Below are 21,006 nucleotides of genomic sequence, written 5' to 3' on the forward strand. Positions count from 1 at the left end.
GAGACAAGGAGACAAGGGGACACAGAGACCATGTCACAGAGGTTGTCAGTTTGAATGAACTCCGGTTGGGAGCAGCGGAATCAGGCTCTCCAATCTGTCTTCGTGTCCTCTTGTCTCCCCAGCTCCTTGTCTCAAACAGACCCAAATTTCCTTATCCTGGCGCTTATGAGCTTCCCCCTTCAGATCCTGGCCCAATTGAAGGGATGAGGGATGAAAGAAAACCAGTTCTTCAACCCACCTTCTTCAGCCCAAGTTCTTGAGCCCGAGTTTTTCAGCCCGAAGTTTTCAGCCCGAGTTCTTCAGCCCCAATCATGCCTATGTCGAAGACCGAACGCATTCGCGATATTCTCGATCCCGTTGCTCATCAACTTCAAAATCCGCAGGAGTTAGACCGGGTGCTGTACCAGATTGCCCGTGAAGCCACCGAATATTTTGATGCGGTGTGCTGCCGGGTCTGGCTCATTCGGCGTGGCGATCTATGCGCTACCTGCCATTGGGCCGAACAATGCTCCGACAAACGCCGCTGCCTGCATCTGAAAGCCAGTTGCGGAGCGCCGATTGATAGTGAATTTCGCCGTGCACCGCTGGATGTCTTTAGTCATGAGACCATTGCGCGCGGAGGGATTGCCGACTGGTCCAAACGGGCGCCGGAATTTGATTTTTTAATTGACCGCACCTGGGCTGAACAGCAGCAACTGGTGTCGTTTGCAACCCAGCCGCTCCGAGTTGAAAACCGTGTTGTAGGGTTGATGGCGATTTTTAGTCGTAAACTTATCTATCCGGCTGATTTTCGCGAAATGGGCGCATTTGGCTCGTATGCCTCAACCGCCATTCGAGTTGCCGAGCTGACAGTTCGTGCCCAACGGGCTGAAACCGCGATGAAAGAAAAGGATCGCGAACTCCAGCAAACCACCCGCCTGCTTAATTCGGTGCTCAATGCCGACACCGAGCAATCCGTGATCGTTGAAGACCTGGAAGGCAATGTACTGGCCTTTAATGAAGGTGCCAGCCAGGCGTTTGGATATGTCCCCGAGGAAGTCATCGGGAAGATCAACAGTGAAAAATTGTATGCGCCGGAAGATCGTGCCACCGGACGCATGATGGAAATTTTTAAGACTACTATTGAGCAGGGAACATATGACGGGACGCTGCGGCGGCTCCGCAAAAATGGCGAAGTCTTTGTCGAGAAAGCGACTTTGACTCTCCAGCGGGATGAAGAAGGCGACCCGGCTGGCTTTTTGATTGTGGCCCGTGAGCTTTCAAAAACCGAAATTGATTCCGCCGCCGCACCGACGCTTGAGTCAGCTTTGCAACCCGTGGTGGTGATTGACCCCTTGACTGAAAGTTTCCAGGCCCTGGTGGCCAGTCAACGCATTGACCAGTTGCCGGATGTGGTCCTGGCTCAAGTTTTACGCTTGCTTCCAATCAAACAGGCGGCTTTTTTCCTGCTCGAAAACAAGAAATTTATTCTGCGTGCGATGTTGAACGGCGATTTGAGTGCCGTCCAGGCTGGCTGGAAGCTGGATTCAGATCATGCCCGACTCTGGTATCAGCAGCTCCAGGATGACAGACCGTTTGAATTGTCAGCCGAACTGCTGCCGGCGAATGCTCCATTTCTGGCTGGGATGGCGCCGTCGGCTGGGTGGTGGGTGCTGCCGCTTTTTCAGGATGGCCCGATGGCGGTGGTGGCGACGCTGGCTGATGGTGGGTTGACCGAAGCTGAACTTGAAACCGGGCGACAATTGATGTTTTTAGCGACCAGGGTGCTTGATCACACGCTCCTGATGGAACAACTCAACGATCAATTGCGCCACCTGCACGCCCGGTATTCCTCACTTGAGCAGGAACATCGTCTGCTCTGCGATCAAAGTACGGATCTTCAGCTTTCACGGGCCCAACTCCTGGAACAAAGCGGCAATATTGAAGCCAATCTGGTTCGAATGACCGGACAGCATCGGGCGCTATCCCAGGAAGTTTCAGAATTAAAAGGATATTCGTCTGAACTGGAACAGGCGCTTGAATCATTCCGGGAACGGCAAAAAGCACTCCAAAGTGAAATCAATGAATTGAAGCCAGCCGCCGAGCGTTCACACGGATTGGCCAAAGCCCTGAGTGAAGCCGAAGCCACCGCCGCCCAATTGAAAGAAAACCTGACGGAAGCCGAACGTCATTATGAACAGGGCTACCGTCGGCTTTCCGAACGCAACGCCCAGCTTGAAAAATCAATGGCCGAACTCCAGCACGAACAACACGACCGTGAAAACCGCCTTAAGCTCCTGGAAGAGCAAAATGCGGTTCGCGAACAGCATCTGGCGACGCTATCGGAACTCGAAACCGAACGAACCGCGTGGGCGGTCACCCAGGAACGGTTGGTGCGTGAAGTACAGGAAGCCGAACGTAAAGCCCAGGAATATCAGGAAAACCTTCGCCGGGTCGAAGCCAGTCTGGCCCAGGCCCTGGAACAGCGAAACGAAGCCCGTGCCGGACTTGAGGCGGCTCGGCACGAAATGCAGAGTACACTTGAAGCGCTGGCCACCGATCAGAAACGCGTTTCGGCGCTTGAAAAAGAACTGCAGCACAAAGAAGCCGAGTGGCACCAGCAGACCGATGAACAGGCGGCCCTCCGAAAATCTGTCTCCGATCTGGAACAGCAGGTTGAAAAATTCCGCCAGCAATGTGCCGAATTGGAGGAACGCTATGCGCGGCGAAATGCTGAATTCAACCTTCAGCGGGATGAACTGACCCGCCTTCAACTGCTGGTGGCGCCCTATCGCGAACTGCAAGTGAAGTATCTTGATCTTGAACAACGTGAAAAGTTACTGGAAGAACGCTTTCAGGGCTTGCGCTCAACCTTTGAACAGGTTGAATTTGAGCGAACCAAATTTGAAGACGATCTGCGCGAGACCCGTGAGCGGGTGCTTGGGCTGCAAAAGGATGTGAGCGACGAACGCCACCAGCACGAACGCGAACTCGAAGCCGAGCGACAAATTCACCAGGAACACGTGATGAAGCTCATGGCTGACATTGCCGAGCTGGAAGAAACCAAACGCACGCTCAATGACCTGAGCACAGCCTATGCCCGGTTGCGTTCGGTGTGGGATGAGGCTCAAAGCGATCTGGCCCAGGCGCGGGCCGCGATGGATACCACGCTCAACGATGTGCGCAATGCCGAGCAATCCACCCGGACGCTCCGGGGTGAAGCCGAACGACTGGCGTCTGACCGGGCCCGGCTCCTGAGCGAAAACCAGTTGTTGCACGCCGAACTGGATAGGCTCAAAGCGATACCACCTGTGGATGTTGCCCCCTATGAAACCCGAATTGCCGAGCTTGAAGCGGTACTTCTTGTTACTCAGGCCCGGCAGACCGAATTTCAGCAAACTTTTGAGGATCTTGAAGCAAAAATGGCAGACCGTTCAGCCCAGGAAGTCACCCTCCACGAACAAATCCACCAGTTGTCTGAGCGCATTACCGAGTTGAGCGCCCAGTCTGAAGCCCATCGGGAATCAACCGAGGCTCTGCAGCGGGAACTGGAACACCTGCAATCCATTCCCCCAGTGGACGTTGGTCCTTATGAAGAGCGCATCGCATACCTTGAACAACGCCTCAGCGACCAGGAAACTGAAAAACTGGCGCGTCAGGATGAAACCGCCAGTCTGGTAGCCGAGAGTGACGCCCACAAGCTTGAAAAAGAACAGCTTCGCGAAGCTTTTCGGGACCTCACGCGTCAGTTTGAAGCTTTGACGGCGGAGACCGAAGCCCGTGAAATACTGCTGCACAGGATCCAATCTGAACTGGATGCGTTGCGGGCCGTGTCGCCGGTTGATGTCGCACCTTTTGAAGCCAGAATTCAGGAGCTGGAAACCTCACTTGCGGCCCAAGTTGAACATCTGGCCGAATCAAAGGCCGAAATAGATCGTCTCCAGAAAGAACAGGCTGACCAGAGGGCGGAACGCGAACACGAACGCGGAGAGCTGGCACGACTGCATCTGCAAGCCAACGAACAATTTACCCAGATTTCCGAACTGTACAGCCAGATTGAGGCTGACGATGCTGAGCGGGCCACGCTCCGAGCGGCGGTGAAAACCCTCGAAGAGCGCATCCACGAGTTACACACCCGGTCCCAGCGATTGCAGATGATGCATGATGCACTTGGCTCAGCTCATGACGAAGTAAAACAATTGCTCGGAGCTGCCGTCCAGGATCGCCACTACCTGGAACGTGAGGCCGAACAGTTGCAAGCTGCCAATACCCGACTGGAAACCCAGGCAGTCCAGTTGACAGCGCTCACCACGCAACTGACAACCGAAAACCAGGAATTGCAGCTTCAGTTGGCTGAACTGAAGCAACAGTCATCGCAGTTAACGTCCCAAAATGAACAACTGCAAACCCAGGTCCTGGAAATTGCCGCACTCTATGACCGCCAACGAAAGCAATATGAAGTCTTTCAGGCACGGTTTTTACAACGATTGAAATTACAAGAAGCCGAGCGCGCCGACTGGCAGCGCCTGCTCGACAATGCGGCTGGAACGGAATTGACTTTGCACGAGACGGTGCGGGAATTGGAGCAAGTCAAAACGGAATCAACCCAATTGCAGGCTCGGAATGAGCAGTTAGAGGCCCAAAAAGGCGAACTGATCATCCAAATTGACGAAATAAATACCCGCTTTCTGAAGCAAAAAGAGCGATTTAATACAATTCTCCCTCGGCTTTTGGACCGGCTTCAACTGATGGAAGCGGAGCGAACTGATTGGAAGCGCCTGATTGACCATGCCGCCGCGATTGAAACAGACCTCCGGGAAGCGCTCAAAGCCAGGGAAGAAGCGAGACATACCCAGGAAGAACAGGTCAAAACCGAGCTTGAACAGGAATTGCAATCGCTGTCAGCAACGTTGGCGGAATCCAGAGCCCAATCAGATGAAATGATCCGCACCTTGCAAGCCCGATTGGACCAGTCTCGGGTTGAACAGGAAGTGCTGCACACCGAGATTCAGGAGCTGCACGGACGCCTGACGGGCGAACTGGACCAGACGGTGTTGCTCCGTGCGCAACAGGCCCAGCTTGAAGCCGAGGTTGTGGAACTCCAGACCAAACTGGAGGCATCGGTTGACGAACAGGCCGTCCTGCAAACCGAAGTTGAACGATTGCAGGGGCGGTTGACCGGCGAACTGGATCAGGCTGTGTTTCTCAGTGCCGAAAATTCGAACTTGCAGGCATCAGTCAGTGAATTGCAAACCCAACTGGAGGAATCTGAGCAATCCCGGCAGGTTCTGGAAACACAGGTTTCAACCACGGCCCAGGCACTGGCCGAGGCTGAAGCTGCCCGGCTCGAACTGAGCCGACAATTTGATACTCAAATGGCTGAGTATCAAAGGGTTTTGGATTCAACCCAGCAGGAAGTTCATCGGATTCGCGAACATTTAGAAGCTGTTTTAAAAGAAAAACAGACATTGCTGGAACAGAGGCCGTTACCGACAGCCGTCCTTGACCCCATTTTTCAATCAGTTGAAACCCTGACCTCGATGACCAGCGAGCCAACCGAAACGTTAGCCGAACCCATGAAGGTTTCGGTCCCCCTTCGAATTTTGTTGGCGAGTGATGCTCCCGATGGTGCTGCTCAGCTACAATCGCTTCTGGTCGAGCAAGGGCATTCGATTTCATTTGCACCAGACGGGGAGGCGGCGCTCTCCGCGATTTTCCTGGAGCTTCCGGATGTGGTGATTGCCAATCTTGAAAGCCCGTATTTTGACACCGGGGACCTGTTGCAAAGCATGCGTCGCAACCCAACCTGGCGAAAACTGCCGGTGATTCTGCTCTATTGTGATGTGCCGGACGCCCAGCGGGGCCTGCTCCCGGCACAAAACGAGCAGACCCGATTGCTTTTCCAGGATGGACTCACCGAAGATACCATCCGTCAGGCCCTCACGATTGCCCAAAAATGAAGAATGTTTCCATTCTTCATTTTTCATACTCAGGATCTTTTTACAGACATCTCTTCCTTAACCATGTGGGTCAGTACCACCTGCGTCAGCGGGTGGGTTGAGAATCAACCGGACCCACCCGCTGACGCAGGTGGTACTGACAAATTCTTTATTTTATGCCAATTGAAGATTTGCGAGAATTTATCAGAGCCCTCGAAAAGCAGGGGGAACTCAAGCGCATCCAGACTGAGGTTTTGTGTGAGCTTGAAATCACCGAAATTACCGACCGCGTTTCAAAAGCTGGTGGCCCAGCATTGTTGTTTGAAAATGTGACCGGTTACCGCACCCCGGTTCTCATCAACGCTTTGGGCAGTGAGCGCCGAATGCTGATTGCCCTGGGGGCGGAATCCTATGACGAAATTGCCGGTCGTCTGACGGAACTCATTGATTTCAAATCACCTGAAGGGCTGATGGAGAAAATCAAACTGCTGCCGAAACTGGCCGAACTGGGCAGTTTCTTCCCCAAACGGGTCAAAAGCGGTCCCTGTCAGGAAGTTGTGTTGCTCGAAGATGAGTTTTCACTCCTGAAATTGCCTATTTTGAAATGCTGGCCCGAAGATGGTGGCCGGTTTATTACTTTTCCGCTGGTATTTACCAACAATCCATTGAACGGCAAGCGCAACGTCGGAATGTATCGCATGCAGGTATATGACGGTCAAACCACCGGCATGCACTGGCAGATGCACAAACACGGGGCGGCCCATTTCCGCGAGCACGTACGCACTGGCCAGCGCATGCCGGTTTCAGTTGCGATTGGTGGCGATCCGCTGCTCACGTTTGCCGCGATTTTCCCGTTGCCGGATGACCTGGATGAAATGATGCTGGCCGGGTTTCTCCGCTCAAAGCCCGTGCCGATGGTGAAATGCATCACCAACGATATCGAAGTGCCGGCCAATGCGGAAATTGTGCTCGAAGGCTACGTTGACCCGCATGAACAGCGGGTCGAAGGTCCGTTTGGCGACCATACCGGGTTTTACACCGAAGCCAAAGACTTTCCGGTGTTTCACGTGACCTGTGTCACCCACCGCCGCCATCCGATTTACCAGACCACCATCGTTGGCCGTCCCCCGATGGAAGACTGCTTTATGGGTGAAGCCGTCGGACGAATTGCCATGCCGGTCCTGAAACGGCAATTTCCGGAAGTGGTAGACATGCATCTGCCATTTGAAGGCGTCTTCCACAACTTGATGATCGTGTCCATCAAAAAAGCTTTTCCCGGCCACGCCCGAAAAATTATGAATTCTGTCTGGGGCACGGGGCAGATGATGTTTACCAAATGCATTATTGTGGTGGATGAAGACGTGCCGGTTCGGGATCCACAGTATGTAGCCTGGTATGTGCTCAACAACATTGATCCGGAACGCGATATCCAATTTACCCTGGGCCCGATTGACGAACTGGATCACTCTTCTCGAATGATCGCTTATGGTTCTAAAATGGGAATTGATGCCACTCGCAAATGGCCCAGTGAAGGATTTCACCGTGACTGGCCGAAAGAAAACCGAATGTCCGATGACATTGTCAAGTTAGTTGATGCCAAGTGGAAAACGCTGTTCAAATAGGGTTCCGGGTTCCGGGTTCCGGGTTCCGGGTTTTCGAAGGGGGCGCGGTTCAGAGCAACAGCGCCCTTACGTCGTGTCACCTTGTCATCTTGTCACCTTGTCATCTTGTCATCTTGTCACCTTGTCATTTTGTTACTTGATGAGTCCTCAACCCAAAACCTATGGCTGATAAAATTCTGGTGGTAGATGACGATCCAAGCCTCCGCAAGATGCTAACCACGGTGCTGAGCAAGCACTATCAGGTGGAAGAAGCCGCATCGGGCGAAGACGCGCTTAAAATTGCGGCTCAAGGTGACGTCCGACTGGTGTTGCTCGATGTGATGATGCCGGGAATGAGTGGGCTTGAGACCTGTCTGCGGTTACGCCGGAATCCACGCAGTTGCCATGCCACGATTGTCATGCTGACCGCTCGTAAGCAGGAGGAAGATGTTGTCGAAGGGCTCAAAGTCGGGGCGGATGATTATTTAACCAAGCCGTTTAAATTCTCTGAGTTGATTGCCCGCATTGATTCACACCTGCGCCGGCAGTGGCGCGAATTGCAAGCCAGCCCGTTGACTGGGTTGCCGGGAAACCTCCAGATTCAGGCGATTATCAAGACCAATATCAAAGCTGGGATCCGGTTTGCCGTTATTCACGCCGATCTCAATAACTTCAAAGCCTATAATGACCGTTATGGATTTACCGCCGGAGATGAAGTTTTAAACTTTACCGCCAACGTGTTGACCAGTGCCGTCAACGTGTTAGGCGTGGCTGAAACCGATTTTGTCGGCCATATCGGGGGTGATGATTTCATTATTGTGACGGCACCGGAGCGGAGCGAAGCCCTCTGCCAGACCATCATCGAGCACTTTGATGCCGAAATTGAGGACTTTTACACACCGGAAGATTGGGCCCGGGGAGGAGTCATCGTCACTGATCGTCAAGGAAACCATGGGTTGGTTCCCGTGCTCAGTATCGCTCTGGCGGTGGTTGTCTGCGATGGTCGCTATATTTCACACCCCGGTCAGATTGCCCAAATTGCCGCCGAATTAAAGAAGCAAGCCAAAGCCAAAGATGGAAGTGAATATATCGTTGACCGTCGCTCCACCTGGTCTTCCATTCCAGAAACTTCCCCGCCAGAACCAGCTCAGGAATGAAGTTAGTGGTTAGTGGTTAGTGGTTAGAAATCAATACTTTCAAAGAAGAACCAAGAACCAAGAACCAACCACTAACCACTAACCACTTTCTTCATTCTTCACTCAGCCTTCATATAGGTTGTGAGGCGATCAAGACTGTGAATCAAATCCAAAAACTTGGTTCCGTCAGTCATAACCGGGGTCAGTTTGAGCGACAGTGCATATTCCATATGCTGAATCAGGGCAAAGTCCTGAATCTGAGATTTTGGGAATGGGGGAGTAAACACAACGTCGTTGTGAATGATATCGGATCCGCCAGACGTCTCTCGCCACCAGTGAAGTACATAAAACGCCTGATCCTGGTTGATGACCAGTATCAAATTGACCACATCAAAACTTCCCAGAAATGTAACCTGTTCTGCCTGATCAAGTTGCTCAGCCGTCAACTCACCTCGTGAATTGCCCACATTTCGACCCACATGCTCATTGAGCCGTTGATCTTTGACCACGACCATCTGAACCTGCAGCGTGTGGGGCACATGGAGCTTCTTAAATCCTTCAAGAAGTTCGCCATAGGTGCCGTCACAGGTGCTATAAGTTTGATAAACCTGAGGATATGCTTTTTCAGCCGGGCGGTTTTGATAGACCCAGTTGAGTTGGGAGTAACATTTTTCGAGTCGGTCTGAAAACCCCCGGACTCGTTCTGCCCAATGAGAATAGGCAGCCTGATATTCGGTGAATTTCATTCGCTTCGGGTTTGGAAGCGGGATCTCTGCCGTCGGGGAAAGAAACTCATTCCGGGTACGGTTGAGGTCTTCCTTTAAGGCGATGAGTTCTGAATTCAACTGTTTGATATCAACTGGTGCTTGTGATTTTGCTGGTTGAAACGGTTTCGTTGTGGGAACCAAACCAGTAAGCTGGGGAGCCGCCAAAATGGGGCTGGCCAATAAAAACCCCGTGAAGATGGAAGCACAGGTGAAACCAGTAAATCGGCTATTCATACACAAACCTCTCTCCTGAAATGAAGATGACGGAACGGTATCCCGGGAAAATAGGAAAAGAGGGAAAGTGTAGAGCCTGTACATTACCAAAAATGAACTGGAATTTCCAGATTTTTGAATTGGGTTTAGTTGGTGTAGGTGGTAATCCGATCCAGAAAGTCGTGCAGGTCAAGTAACTTTTCACCCTGGGCGGAAACTGGAGTGAGATTGAGCGACAGGGCCAGTTCCATATGCTGGGCTGGGCTGTAGCCTTGAACCTGTGCCAGTGCAAATGATTGTGAAAAGACAACGTCATTGTGCAGAATCTCTGGCGCGCCAGGTTGATTGGGGCGTTCCTTCCATCGTTGAAGGATATAAAAGGCTTGATCCTGTCTAACGACCAGAAACAGATTGACAACGTCAAAGCTTCCGATGAAGGTGACGGTGTCAGCCTGATCAAGTTGTTCAACCGTCAAGTCAGCCCGGGTATTGCCTGCATTTCGACTGACATGCTCATTGAGCCGGCCATCGTTGACAATCACCATTCTGACCTGAAGCACGGTTGGGGCACTGAGTTTCCGAAACCCTTCAATCAGTTCATTGTAAATGCCATCACACGTGGTGTAGACCTGAAATACCTGTGGGTAGGCTTTCTCATTCGGGCGGTTTTGGTAAATCCAATTCAACTGGGCATACGCCTTTTCGAGTCGGGCGGAGAAACTCTTAATTCGTTCCGCCCAGGTGGTATAGGCTGCTTGATAGTCGCTATATTTCATCCGCTTCTGGTTGGGAAGCGGGGTTTCAGTGCCAGGCGATAAGAATTCCTGTTTGGCACGAGCCAGATCCGCCTGAAGGCCAGCCAGTTCAGCGGTCAAGGCTTTGATGTCCACTGGGCTTTGAGGCTCAGTTAGTCGAGAGGATTCTGTCGGTGGAAGGGATGCCGAAAGTCCGGAAGTACCAAAAATGGGCAGGCTGAGCAGCAGACCCGCAACGGCAGACATGAAAATAGATCGAATGTTTTGATTTTTCATACACGAAACCCTCTCCTGATGGATATTTCTAATTTGGTTGACCTATGGATCTAAGGAGGAGGAAACAAGGAGTGTAGAATTCCTATGTTACAAGAATCTAACCCTCCAAACCAAGTTGCCGGACCCGATGCGGATGACAATGTGACAAAATGACAGGGGGACAGCGAGGCAACTGTGGAATTTTGGATTCTTGAGCTAAATCTCCTTTGAAATCACAAATTTGAATTGACAACTCATAAACTGATTGAAAAAACTGGATTTACTGACTACTGACTACTGACTACTGACTACTGACTACTGACTTATGAAATTCACACCTGAATTTTTTGATGCAATTACCCAGATGGTGACAGAAGCCGAAGCGCTGACTTCAGCCGAACTGGTGGTTGTGGTCCAGCCCCAGTCCGGCCAGTATCGGGACGTTGCCTATCTGGTGGGCGGAGGACTCGCCTGGCTGGCACTGGCGTTTATGATGTATTCGGATTGGGTATTTGAAATTGCTTATCTCCCGTTTGAGTTGATTGGAATTGCAGTGGGTGGCGCGTATCTTAGCTCATTGACGCCACTTCGCCGGTGGTTGACTTCACGCAAACGTCAGTCGCGACAGGTCAGGGAAGCTGCGCGGGCGGCGTTTGTTGAATTCGAAGTTCTGCAGACGCGCGGACGGACCGGGATTTTAATTTACTGGTCGGTGATTGAGCAGCAGGTTGAAATTGTGGCCGATCTTGGTGTGACGACTGCCATTCCACTTGAAGCCTGGAAGCAAGCTGTGGCTGAATTCCAAACGGATAAACCTACGCGGCAACGAATGTCTGATTTTCCGGAAGACCTGCTCGCCTTTGGCCGATTTTTGAGCCGCTACCTCCCAGCCACGGCTGATAACCCCGACGAACTTCCAAACCGTCCGCACATTCTGTCATGAGTTTTTTCAAACGACATTTTTTCCTGGTGTGTCTGGTGGTGAGCCTGTGTGGCCTTCTGGTTTGGTTTGAACTGGCCGATGGGTCAGCTCGCCCCGGTGGCGGTCATTCATATGGCGGCAGCCGAAGAAGTAGCGGCGGCGGGAGTGGCGGGAGCGGTGGGAGTGGGAGCGGCGAAGGTCTTTTTTTCCTGCTGGAGTTGATTTTTCGCCTGATTTTTTACTATCCAAAAATCGGGATACCGCTCTTACTCATTGTCATTGTGTGGTTTATCTATAGTTCACGCCACAGCCAGGTGCCATCATATTCATCGCGCGTTCCGCAAGAGTGGGAGCCCCTGCCGTCACCGGTGACCATTTCCCAGCGATCAGATGCGCTCCGGGTCCATGATCCAAACTTTTCAGAAATTCTCTTCATGGACTTTGTGGCCGCGCTGTACGGTCGAGTCCACGAAGCCCGTGGTCGGCAGGGGCTTGAACCATACCGGTCTTTTGTCAGCCCGGATGCGTTGAACCAGCTTGCCTATCAAACTCCGGCGGACGTGGTCGGAGTGACTGGAATCGTGCTTGGATCCGCCACCGTGATTGATTTCACCCCAGTTTCAGAGCCGGTAATCACCATCACAGTTGAATTTGAGACCAATTACACCGAACTCAATCGCCACGGCGAGGGCCAGACGACCTGGTATGCCCGTGAACGATGGGCATTTCAGCGAAAACGGGATCTGCTGTCGCGCCCGCCGGAAAAGATCACGGTTGACCGGTGTCCGAAGTGCAACGGGCCACTTGAAAAACGCCCGGACGGGAGTTGTGCCTTCTGTGGCGTCATGATTTCAGGCGGAGACTTTGACTGGTTTGTGATTCGGATTGAGTTGCTTGGTCGCGAAGATCGCGGGCCCGCCTTGACCCAGGATGTGCCCGAGCGGGGAACTGACCTGCCAACCGTGTTTCAACCCAATGTTGAATTGGTGTTTAAGCAGTTCACTGTGTTGAATCCGACGTTTCAGTGGGGAGTCTTTGAAAAGCGCGTCCAGCACATTTTTCACCAGATTTACCTGGCCTGGACCTCGCTGGATTGGGAGCAGGCCCGTCCCTTTGAAACGGACAATGTGTTCCAGATGCACCGCTACTGGATTCGCGAATATGAGCGGCAGGGACTGCGAAACGTGCTCAAAGAAATTCAAATCAGCCGCATTGATCTGGCCAAAGTCAAAGCGGATGCGTTTTTTGATGCGATTACTGTCCGCATTTTCGCCAGTTGCATTGATTACACGGAAGATTTGGCGGGGACGATTCTCTGTGGCAAGCCCAATAAACCGCGCATTTTCACTGAATACTGGACGTTCATTCGTCGCCGGGGAGTGGCTTCCGTGTCAAAAGGGAACTCAAGTTGCCCCAATTGCGGAGCGCCGCTCCATATCAATATGGCGGGTGTCTGTGAGTATTGCGGCAGCAAAATCACAAGCGGCGATTTTGACTGGGTCCTGAGCCGCATCGAACAGGATGACGCGTATCGAGGATGACAGGATGACCAGATGACCAACTGACAGGGTGACAAGGTGACAGGGTGACAGGGTGACATTCTTCAAAAACCCCGAACCCCGAACCCCGAACCCCGAACCCTATTTCTTCTTAACAATGAGCGCTCTTTGTAACTGATAGATAAACAACAACATCGAGAGTGAAAGCCCAATCACTGCACCGATTCCAATTCGGAGCAGGTCAGACGCAATCGGTAATCCGCTCAATGACCAGAACACCAGCACCGACAAAAACACAATCACATACCACAACCAGAGCAGATTTTTTCCGGCAACGCTGATTTCCGCGTTGCAGTTGGAACAGATTGTCGTGCGCTCAGGCACAATCCCATCAATGATTGGTTTTCCAACCCACAGTTTGCTGGCCGATGAAATCGTCGGCTTCTGGCAGTTGGGGCAAGGGTACATGACTCGGTGGCTCCGCTGTTTCTTGAAGGTTTGTTCGTGATCTGAAGTGAGTGGTGTGGCCGGGAATTCTATTTCGAAAGCAAGAAAAATGAAAACATTTCTCCAGTTTCAACAAGGTATTCAATCCATTCCGATGGCGGCAAGCTGGCATTTGTCTGATTTAGGCGAAGCACGCGGCAAACAGGAATTATTTACCCGTCAGTCACCACAAAAGTTAAAAGTCCTCAGGGAACATGCCTTGATTGAAAGCGCTGTCTCATCGAATCGAATCGAAGGGGTTGAAATTGATCACAAACGGATTGGAACCGTTCTGTTTGGGAAATCGCTGTTGCACAATCGAGATGAGGAAGAAATCCGGGGCTACCGGAATGCACTTCAGTTCATTCACAATCAAGGTGCTCGGCTTCGGTTGGATTCTGATCTGGTGTGCCGACTCCATGCGTTGACTCGGGGGCTGGCTGGCGATGCTGGTCAGTTTAAAACCAGGGAAAGCCACATTATTGAAAAATACCCTGATGGTCGTCAGCGAGTTCGGTTCCAAACTGTCTCGGTCTCAGAAACTCCACAGGCAGTTATTGAATTGATTGCGCTTTGGCATCAATGTTTGGAAGAGCGATGGGTTCATCCGCTGATTGCGATGGCCGCGTTCAATCTGGATTTTCTGTGCATTCATCCCTTTCGAGATGGCAATGGGCGTGTTTCCAGACTGTTGTTTCTGCTCCAATGTTACCAGCTTGGGTATGAAGTCGGGCGATACATTAGTTTGGAACGGATCATTGAGCAAAACAAAGAGCGATACTATGAAACCCTGGAAGCCAGTTCACAGCGGTGGCACCAGGGTCACCACGATCCCTGGCCGGTGATTCATTTCTTTCTCTTTGTTCTCAAAACGGCGTACCAGGAATTTGAGCATCGGTTTGAACAAGCTTCAGCCCCCAAAGGGTCAAAAACCGAACTGATTGAGGCAGCAATTCGATCTGGTTCCGATACTTTTACCATGACTGATTTGGAACGAGCCGCTCCTGGCGTGAGCCGAGACATGATCCGTGCAGTTCTCAAACGGCTCAAAGATGATGGACAGGTTATGTGTCTTGGTCGTGGTCCTGGTGCCAGATGGTCTGTTATTTCCCAAAAACAGCCCAAAGAATAAGGGTATTACCCTTAAAAGAGGGTAAGAAAGAGGGTAATGTCATTGGGGCTGAGGGCTCAGGGTATAAGCGCCAGGATAAGAACCCCCGCGTCTTTTCCGTTGGTATTGAATGACGCTCTTGTAGGGCCTGGGTCTCGTCCTGGCCGTGACCGTGGGCTTCGCACCACGGCTATTAAACAGCGACCCTGCGGGCCTGAATACAAGAACTTCATTGCGAAAAGGTATTATACCAGGTTGCAATGAAATGATTGTATTAAAGAATAATCAAGTAGTTCAATCAAATAAACTTAGTGAACTACTGACTACTGACTACTGACTACAAACTGGCATTACTCCGAGGGATTTGGAGCCACTGGAAGCGCTTCGTTGAGGCGGCGGCGGACATCCGTCTCGATTTCCGTAAAGAGCAAGGTTTTGGTGATGGTGAAAAATGCGGTCAGCAGGCTGTGAAGCGGAAACATCACCATACAAAACCAGATAAACGCATAACCCAGTTGGTGAAAAAGAACGGCAACCGCACAGGCGGTCCCAAAGACAGTTCCCCACCGGAGCAACCAGTAAACCGAGAGCAGCCGCCAGTTTCTCCCAAAGTAGGTTTGACTGGAGAGCAGTGGATCCTGATTAAAGCGGTCAAGAAGCAGAAATTCCATGACAAAACTGCTGCTGCCAAACGCATACAGCGGTGGAATCAACGCGATTGGGAACAGAAGTGAGGCGAATGACCAGGGGCTGAACTCGCCCGTAAACGTTGGGATCAGAAAAAAAATACCCCAGATTGCAATCAGAAGTCGGTAGGCCCCAATGACCGGTACCGTGCTGAGCAGTGATGCGAGGTGTTCTGAGATCTGACCCGTAATCCGGTGCCATTGCAGCGCTTCACCTGCTTTGTAAAAACCAGTCGTTACCGTCAACGTTGCCAGTTGCCAGAGATTGATAACGACACACAACGCAATCAACGCAACCGCTACCGGCCAGTAGAGAGCACCTGAAATACCAGGGTCGTTAAACATCAACCAGCCGATGGTAAGAGCACGAAAACCCATTTCTAAAAAAAGACCCAGCGGCACAAAAAACCAGGGAAACAATGCCAGCGCTTCCCTGAGTGCTGTGAATAATAATCCCACGGGTAAAGGTGGGGTATTGTTCAGAATCTCGGTTATTCGCCAGTTCAGACCCAGCGGGCGTTGATAAACCAGTACACCGCTTCGGAGGTCAGTTTCAGCCGGTAAGACCGAGTGGCAGCGCTCACACATACCAGTCTTCGGGTCGAACAAATCAGCCTGATGGCACACGTCACAGCGTGTCGGGAGCAGTTCCTGTTTGATATGGAATGTTTTGAACTCCATATGATTGGTTCCTTTTGAAGTAGAGCATTTCAGAAAAGGGTTCAGAGTATCGTCTTTAGACGAGAACAGTTCATTCTACATCAACTTCACGCCTGAAGATGTGACTCTGAACTTTTGCCCACAGTCCAAAATACAGTGAAACCAGTTGTCAGGTAGACTGTAGATGCATATAGTCAGTTCCCCAAAAGTTTACAATCCCCAAGTCCTGAACCCTAAATCCTGGTGTTGGAGTTATTTATGTCTTCAGTGTTTTACAGAATCCAATCGCCGCACGTCATTCGCGAGCAATTTGACGATGAGGTTGTGATTGTCAATCTTGAAAGCGGTGCTTATTACAGCCTTGATGATGTTGGTGCTGTGGTCTGGACCTGCCTGGAACAAAAACAGCCGATTGTGGAAATTGTGGCCAGTGTCCGCGCCAAATACGCTGGTGAGACGGCTGAAATTGAGACGGGAACCCACCAGTTTCTTGAACTTCTTTGCTCTGAAGGGTTGATCAATGCCGATCCAACCTGGTCCACGCTCTCATCTTCAACGGCTGGTTCAATCTATGAAACAGGCACCAGCAAGCTGAATTTTACTGCCCCGAAACTCAATAAATACACTGACATGCAGGATTTGCTCCTGCTTGATCCGATTCACGAAGTGGACGAAACCGGATGGCCGACTGCGAAAACCTCATCTTCGACCAATTAAGCCCACCTCCTGTGGAATCAATCACTGACTACTATCAGGCAAATTTTGAGGCGTTTGAACAGGCCACACGTCGTGGCGAACCTGTACCTGACCGATTTTATGCCATCGCTGGATTTACGATTCAGCTTCGATTTGCTGGTCCAGCACTGATTCGATTGATTCTTCCTGCGCTGGAACATCTCGCCGTGGAGGCCGTTCCCACACCGGACCTGACCATTGATTTGTGGGACAGTACATCCACTTCAATTGGGGCACCGCCTCCACCCTGGAATGCCGGGCGACATTTTGCCCATGGCGAAGTCAAAGAATTTTGTACTGATCGGTTTTATACCCACCTGGATGTCGGCCCGAATGCGCTCAGCTTACTCGACTTTGACCGGAAACGGGCCATTTTTTGGGTGCCAGATCAGAGCGCAATTCCCGATTATGAAGTCTCGGTGCCGCTCCGGACTATTTTGCACATCTGGCTGAGTCGCTTTGGACGCCATATTGTTCATGCCGGGGCGGTTGGTCTCCCAACTGGTGGTGTGCTGCTCATTGGCCATGGCGGCGCTGGGAAATCAAACACGGCGCTGTCCTGTCTTGGATCTGAATTGAAATATCTGAGCGACGACCATTGTCTGGTTGCGGCAGAACCGGAACCAACCGTCTACAGTGTCTATGGTACTGGGAAGTTGTTTCCCGAGGACATTGCCCAGATTCCGGTATTGGCGTCACTTGGTGATGACGCTCCGATTTTGCAGACCGAAAAGGCACTTTTTTACCTGCACCGGCATTTCTCACACAAGATTCTGACAGAATTTCCATTAAAAGCCCTGTTATTGCTACAGGTTACCGGGAAGGTGGATTCCCGCCTGGAGCCGGTTTCCGGTGCGGTGGGGCTTCGTGCCCTGGCCCCAGGGCAAATGATGCAATGGCCAACCGCTGGACCCGCGACGTTTCAAACCATTGCCCGTCTGTGTCGTCAACTTCCTTGTTATCGGTTTGAACTCGGCACCGACCGGGCGCAAATTCCACGAACGATTTTGGAATTGCTGACTTAGGACCTACCCCAAAACTCAGATTTGGTCAGTACCAACCTGCGTGAGCGGATGGGCTGAGACGAACCGAACCCACCTGCTCACGCAGGTGGTACCGACTCATTGACCAGCTTGAGTGCGTTATTATCTAGGTTTGACAACTCCGGGATTTGAGTTGATGCGGTTTCCGCCCGCAGGGCGCCGGACAGTAGCCGTAGGGTGCGCCGCTTTGGGCGCTCCCTACGGACGTCGGTCCATCTCCTCTTTGCGCCCGGATGGGCGCTGGAAAATCAGTTTGGTCATCAATTTGGCCAGGTTTCATTATCCTTGAAGCTTTGATCCAGCGCCCTGCCGGGCGCGAACCTGTCTTGCACTACATTCCGGTGGGTGCGCCTCAAAGCAGGCTGCCCACCGGCTACTTTCCACCGCCCTGCGGGCGAAATCCGACCTTTCCACAACAGGCTTACTTTTCATTCTTCATTCTTTCAAAAAAATCCGGAGCATTTTTCATTGCCACTTGAAGTGCTTTTTCCGCCAGTTCATTGGCGCCAGCGCGGGTTGCGGCACGGGCGAGGTACCATTGCACGCGCCAGTGGTGACATCCCAGTTCCCAAGCTTTGGTAAATTCAGCTACCGCCAGCGCCACGCGCCCGTTTTTTTCAAGTGTCAACCCTGACCACAACCGCAAATATCCATCCGTTGGAAAATAAGCCCGATAATGCCAGATGCCGCCACCGTTGGCGTTGCACAGAATGGGCGAACTGGTGGCGATTTCCGATTCCGCCGCCAGTTGTTCATTCACATCTAACGACAAGAAACTGGTTTGGAAGGCTGGTGCGGTGTCGCCAAGCGATGAGAGAAAAGAAATCGCGCCAGGGAACTGGGCTTTGAGCCCGCACCACAGGGCTGGTTGGTGACGTTCGATCAGCGTGTCCAGCGATGGACGCTCTCGTTTTGGACGCTCCATCAAGTGTTCGTAAAGGCGATTGAACTGAGTGGCTGTTTTGTCAGCGCCAAAGAATTGCCGGGCGTACCGTTGAGCATTTTCACCAAGCCGTTGCCGGAGTTCCACATCGCGGGCAAGCCGTTCGATTGCTTTCGGATAGTGGGCTTCGGATTCAACAATCAGCCCGGTCTGGCCATTCAGGACCAAATCCCGCGCACCGCCAAAGGGAAAAATAACCGGTGGGACACCTACCAGCATGGCTTCCTGGAGTACGAGTTCCGCTGCCGCATAATTGTCAGGGCACAACGGATAGCCAAACACATCCAGTTGTTCAAACACTGATTTGACATCTTCAATCTGACCCAGAAGAACAAATCGTTCCGGATGCCGGGCTTGCTGAACTTGAGATTGAACCCGTTTGATACTGGCGCCAGTGCCGACGATGACAATTTTTATCTCTGGCAGGTTTATTTCATCATGCAGCCGGACAAAATCTGGGTGCATTTTGATGAAATCCACCATCCCGATATACCCAACAGTGAATATTGACTGTGGCCTCCGGGAAAATCCTGACAGCCGATGGGGATCACATCCAGCCAATATCATGGTCGTTTTTTGGTCAGCCGAAGGGAGTTGAAACGCTGGGTGCCTGGCGGTGTACGGGCTACAGGCAACAACAAAATCAGCATATTCAATTAGTTCCGGGATGATGACCTGTGGCGCGCCATCACCCGCGATATGAATCCAGACGACCATCCGGCACGGCGGCAAGTCTGACGAGAGCACCTGATAGAGTTCCGGTGTGTTCCAGAAATGCACGTGAACCACATCGGCAGCGGCAATTTCAGCCCAGAGTGCTTCATCCGAAAGCGCATTGAGCACCGTCAGCCCGGCTGATTGGGCAAGCTTCAGTGTCTGAGGATTGGCTGGTATCAGAGAGACCAGCCGATGACAAAACACAGGTGATTGTCTGGCTGACTCGCCGGCAACGTGGATGACAGCCCGGCTGCCTCCACCGGACGATAGTTGGTGCAGGATGTGCAGAACTGTAGTCATGAGGGAAGTGAATGAAAAGCGAGTAGCGAGTAGCGAGTAGTCAGAAAAAAACATTCTGACTTAAGTTTCAAACTGCAGGTTCGGTTGATTGGGTTAGGAGTTACAGTATTATCCAAAAAGAACCCTGGATTGACTACTCGCTACTCGCTACTCACTACTCGCTTTTATTTGGATTTGCGAGATTTGAAAGCTTCAAACACCTTTCCTACGTTGCGGCTGAAAATGGTCTGTTCAGTAAAGTCGTCAGCCTGAACGTGGCGCGTGATGGTATCTGGATGTTGAAGCGGAAACGCCATTTCAAAAACTGGCAGGTTGGCATACGCGCTATTTGTCTCGCGGGTGGTGGTGGCCTGATCGCCAAAGCCGATGTTGGAAACCAGCGTTCGATTGGGAAGAATATTCACCGCATTGTGGACCCAGGCGGCAAAGGTGACGGCATAATCCCAGGTAACCGGTTTTTCAGTCATTCGCTGAAAATAGTTTCCCCAAAACTGAGCCGCATACCGATCACCCAGCAAATCAATCAACCAGTTTGTGTCCTTGAGTTCCTTCCACTTCTGGGCGCGGAGGTCATATTTTTCCCAGGCTCGCCGCCACGTTGCCCAGCCCCAGGTGTGGGCATACCGTGAAAAATAATAACTGTCCGAGGTGACGTTTCGGCCAAACTGGAAGTTGTTGCCACACACTGTCATGATTTGTGGCTCATGGCGGTGGCGTTCAAGCACTTCGGCACAAAACCGGAAGAAGGTCGGATGCGGCAGGCAGTCGTCTTCAAAAATGATGGCTTCAGTCACATGGTCAAAGACCCAATCCAGACCGGGAACAATGGTGAGGTGGCACCCGAGATTAACGTCTGAAAACCGGGTATGGACTGTGCAGTCCCAGTCTACCTGGTTGATGATGGCTCGGGTGGCTGCACAGGTTTGAGCGTCACCCGGATGGGTTGAGCGCGGTCCGTCAGCAATCACAAAGAGTTGATCTGGGGCGGCTTCACGGATCCGCTCGAAAACCTGGGCAGTTGTATCAGGGCGATTAAAGATGATCAGGACAACCGGAACTGTCAGTTTTGAGAGATCTGGCATTTGGACATTCAAGAGATGAAGTGGAGATCTGGAATACATTAAAGGTTATTACGATTAAATCATAGGAACCCAGGGTGTGATCCGAACTCGAAAATTGTGAAGGGCGGCACAAACTTCCATCACCAGATCCCGAACCCCCTCGCCCTGTAACCGAATCTGTTCCTTGACAATCCGACA

At 51.7% G+C, this 21,006-nt stretch carries 14 protein-coding genes; 8 read left to right on the forward strand and 6 right to left on the reverse strand.

The window, feature by feature from the left end; genetic code table 11:
• The first annotated feature begins 311 nt into the window (after positions 1–311).
• The 3 genes from HY774_00780 to HY774_00790 all read left to right on the forward strand — a co-directional run bounded on the left by HY774_00780 (position 312) and on the right by HY774_00790 (position 8,676).
• The gene (locus HY774_00780; GenBank protein MBI4746995.1) at positions 312–5,939 is read left to right on the forward strand and encodes a PAS domain S-box protein; all 5,628 of its coding nucleotides are present in this window, start codon (positions 312–314) and stop codon (positions 5,937–5,939) included.
• 155 nt (positions 5,940–6,094) lie between these two features.
• Entirely contained in the window at positions 6,095–7,540 is a 1,446-nt protein-coding gene (locus HY774_00785) for a menaquinone biosynthesis decarboxylase (GenBank protein ID MBI4746996.1), read from the forward strand.
• A 161-nt stretch (positions 7,541–7,701) separates the two neighbouring features.
• The gene (locus HY774_00790) at positions 7,702–8,676 is read left to right on the forward strand and encodes a response regulator (protein ID MBI4746997.1); all 975 of its coding nucleotides are present in this window, start codon (positions 7,702–7,704) and stop codon (positions 8,674–8,676) included.
• A 98-nt stretch (positions 8,677–8,774) separates the two neighbouring features.
• Here the strand turns inward: HY774_00790 and HY774_00795 are convergent, their stop codons facing one another.
• Positions 8,775–9,656 (reverse strand): hypothetical protein, encoded by an 882-nt coding sequence (locus HY774_00795; GenBank protein ID MBI4746998.1) that lies wholly within the window; start codon positions 9,654–9,656, stop codon positions 8,775–8,777.
• A gap of 125 nt (positions 9,657–9,781) precedes the next feature.
• Complete coding sequence (locus tag HY774_00800; GenBank protein ID MBI4746999.1) at positions 9,782–10,666, reverse strand: hypothetical protein; 885 nt, start codon at positions 10,664–10,666, stop codon at positions 9,782–9,784.
• A gap of 304 nt (positions 10,667–10,970) precedes the next feature.
• Here HY774_00800 and HY774_00805 point away from each other — a divergent pair, with 304 nt between their 5' ends.
• Positions 10,971–11,588, forward strand: a complete 618-nt coding sequence (locus tag HY774_00805; GenBank protein ID MBI4747000.1) for a hypothetical protein — start codon at positions 10,971–10,973, stop codon at positions 11,586–11,588.
• Positions 11,585–13,108 (forward strand): TIM44-like domain-containing protein, encoded by a 1,524-nt coding sequence (locus tag HY774_00810; protein MBI4747001.1) that lies wholly within the window; start codon positions 11,585–11,587, stop codon positions 13,106–13,108. Before HY774_00805 ends, HY774_00810 begins: the two co-directional genes overlap by 4 nt.
• Positions 13,109–13,207: 99 nt before the next feature.
• On the opposite strand, the gene HY774_00815 is transcribed toward HY774_00810, so the two are convergent.
• Entirely contained in the window at positions 13,208–13,534 is a 327-nt protein-coding gene (locus tag HY774_00815; GenBank protein MBI4747002.1) for a hypothetical protein, read from the reverse strand.
• A gap of 88 nt (positions 13,535–13,622) precedes the next feature.
• Here HY774_00815 and HY774_00820 point away from each other — a divergent pair, with 88 nt between their 5' ends.
• Complete coding sequence (locus tag HY774_00820) at positions 13,623–14,684, forward strand: Fic family protein (GenBank protein ID MBI4747003.1); 1,062 nt, start codon at positions 13,623–13,625, stop codon at positions 14,682–14,684.
• A 329-nt stretch (positions 14,685–15,013) separates the two neighbouring features.
• Here HY774_00820 and HY774_00825 read toward each other — a convergent pair whose 3' ends face one another.
• Entirely contained in the window at positions 15,014–16,030 is a 1,017-nt protein-coding gene (locus HY774_00825; GenBank protein ID MBI4747004.1) for a hypothetical protein, read from the reverse strand.
• A 237-nt stretch (positions 16,031–16,267) separates the two neighbouring features.
• Here HY774_00825 and HY774_00830 point away from each other — a divergent pair, with 237 nt between their 5' ends.
• Together HY774_00830 and HY774_00835 are read left to right on the forward strand one after the other, a co-directional pair.
• Positions 16,268–16,726, forward strand: a complete 459-nt coding sequence (locus tag HY774_00830) for a PqqD family protein (protein MBI4747005.1) — start codon at positions 16,268–16,270, stop codon at positions 16,724–16,726.
• An 11-nt stretch (positions 16,727–16,737) separates the two neighbouring features.
• Positions 16,738–17,769: a serine kinase gene (locus HY774_00835; GenBank protein MBI4747006.1), complete on the forward strand. Its 1,032-nt coding sequence runs from the start codon at positions 16,738–16,740 to the stop codon at positions 17,767–17,769.
• 439 nt (positions 17,770–18,208) lie between these two features.
• Here HY774_00835 and HY774_00840 read toward each other — a convergent pair whose 3' ends face one another.
• Together HY774_00840 and HY774_00845 are read right to left on the reverse strand one after the other, a co-directional pair.
• Positions 18,209–19,747, reverse strand: coding sequence for a glycosyltransferase (locus tag HY774_00840; GenBank protein MBI4747007.1), 1,539 nt, complete (start codon positions 19,745–19,747; stop codon positions 18,209–18,211).
• A gap of 164 nt (positions 19,748–19,911) precedes the next feature.
• Complete coding sequence (locus HY774_00845; GenBank protein MBI4747008.1) at positions 19,912–20,829, reverse strand: glycosyltransferase family 2 protein; 918 nt, start codon at positions 20,827–20,829, stop codon at positions 19,912–19,914.
• Positions 20,830–21,006 lie beyond the last annotated feature (177 nt).

It is taken from the genome of Acidobacteriota bacterium (assembly GCA_016208495.1).
Classification (GTDB): Bacteria; Acidobacteriota; Blastocatellia; order Chloracidobacteriales; family Chloracidobacteriaceae; genus JACQXX01.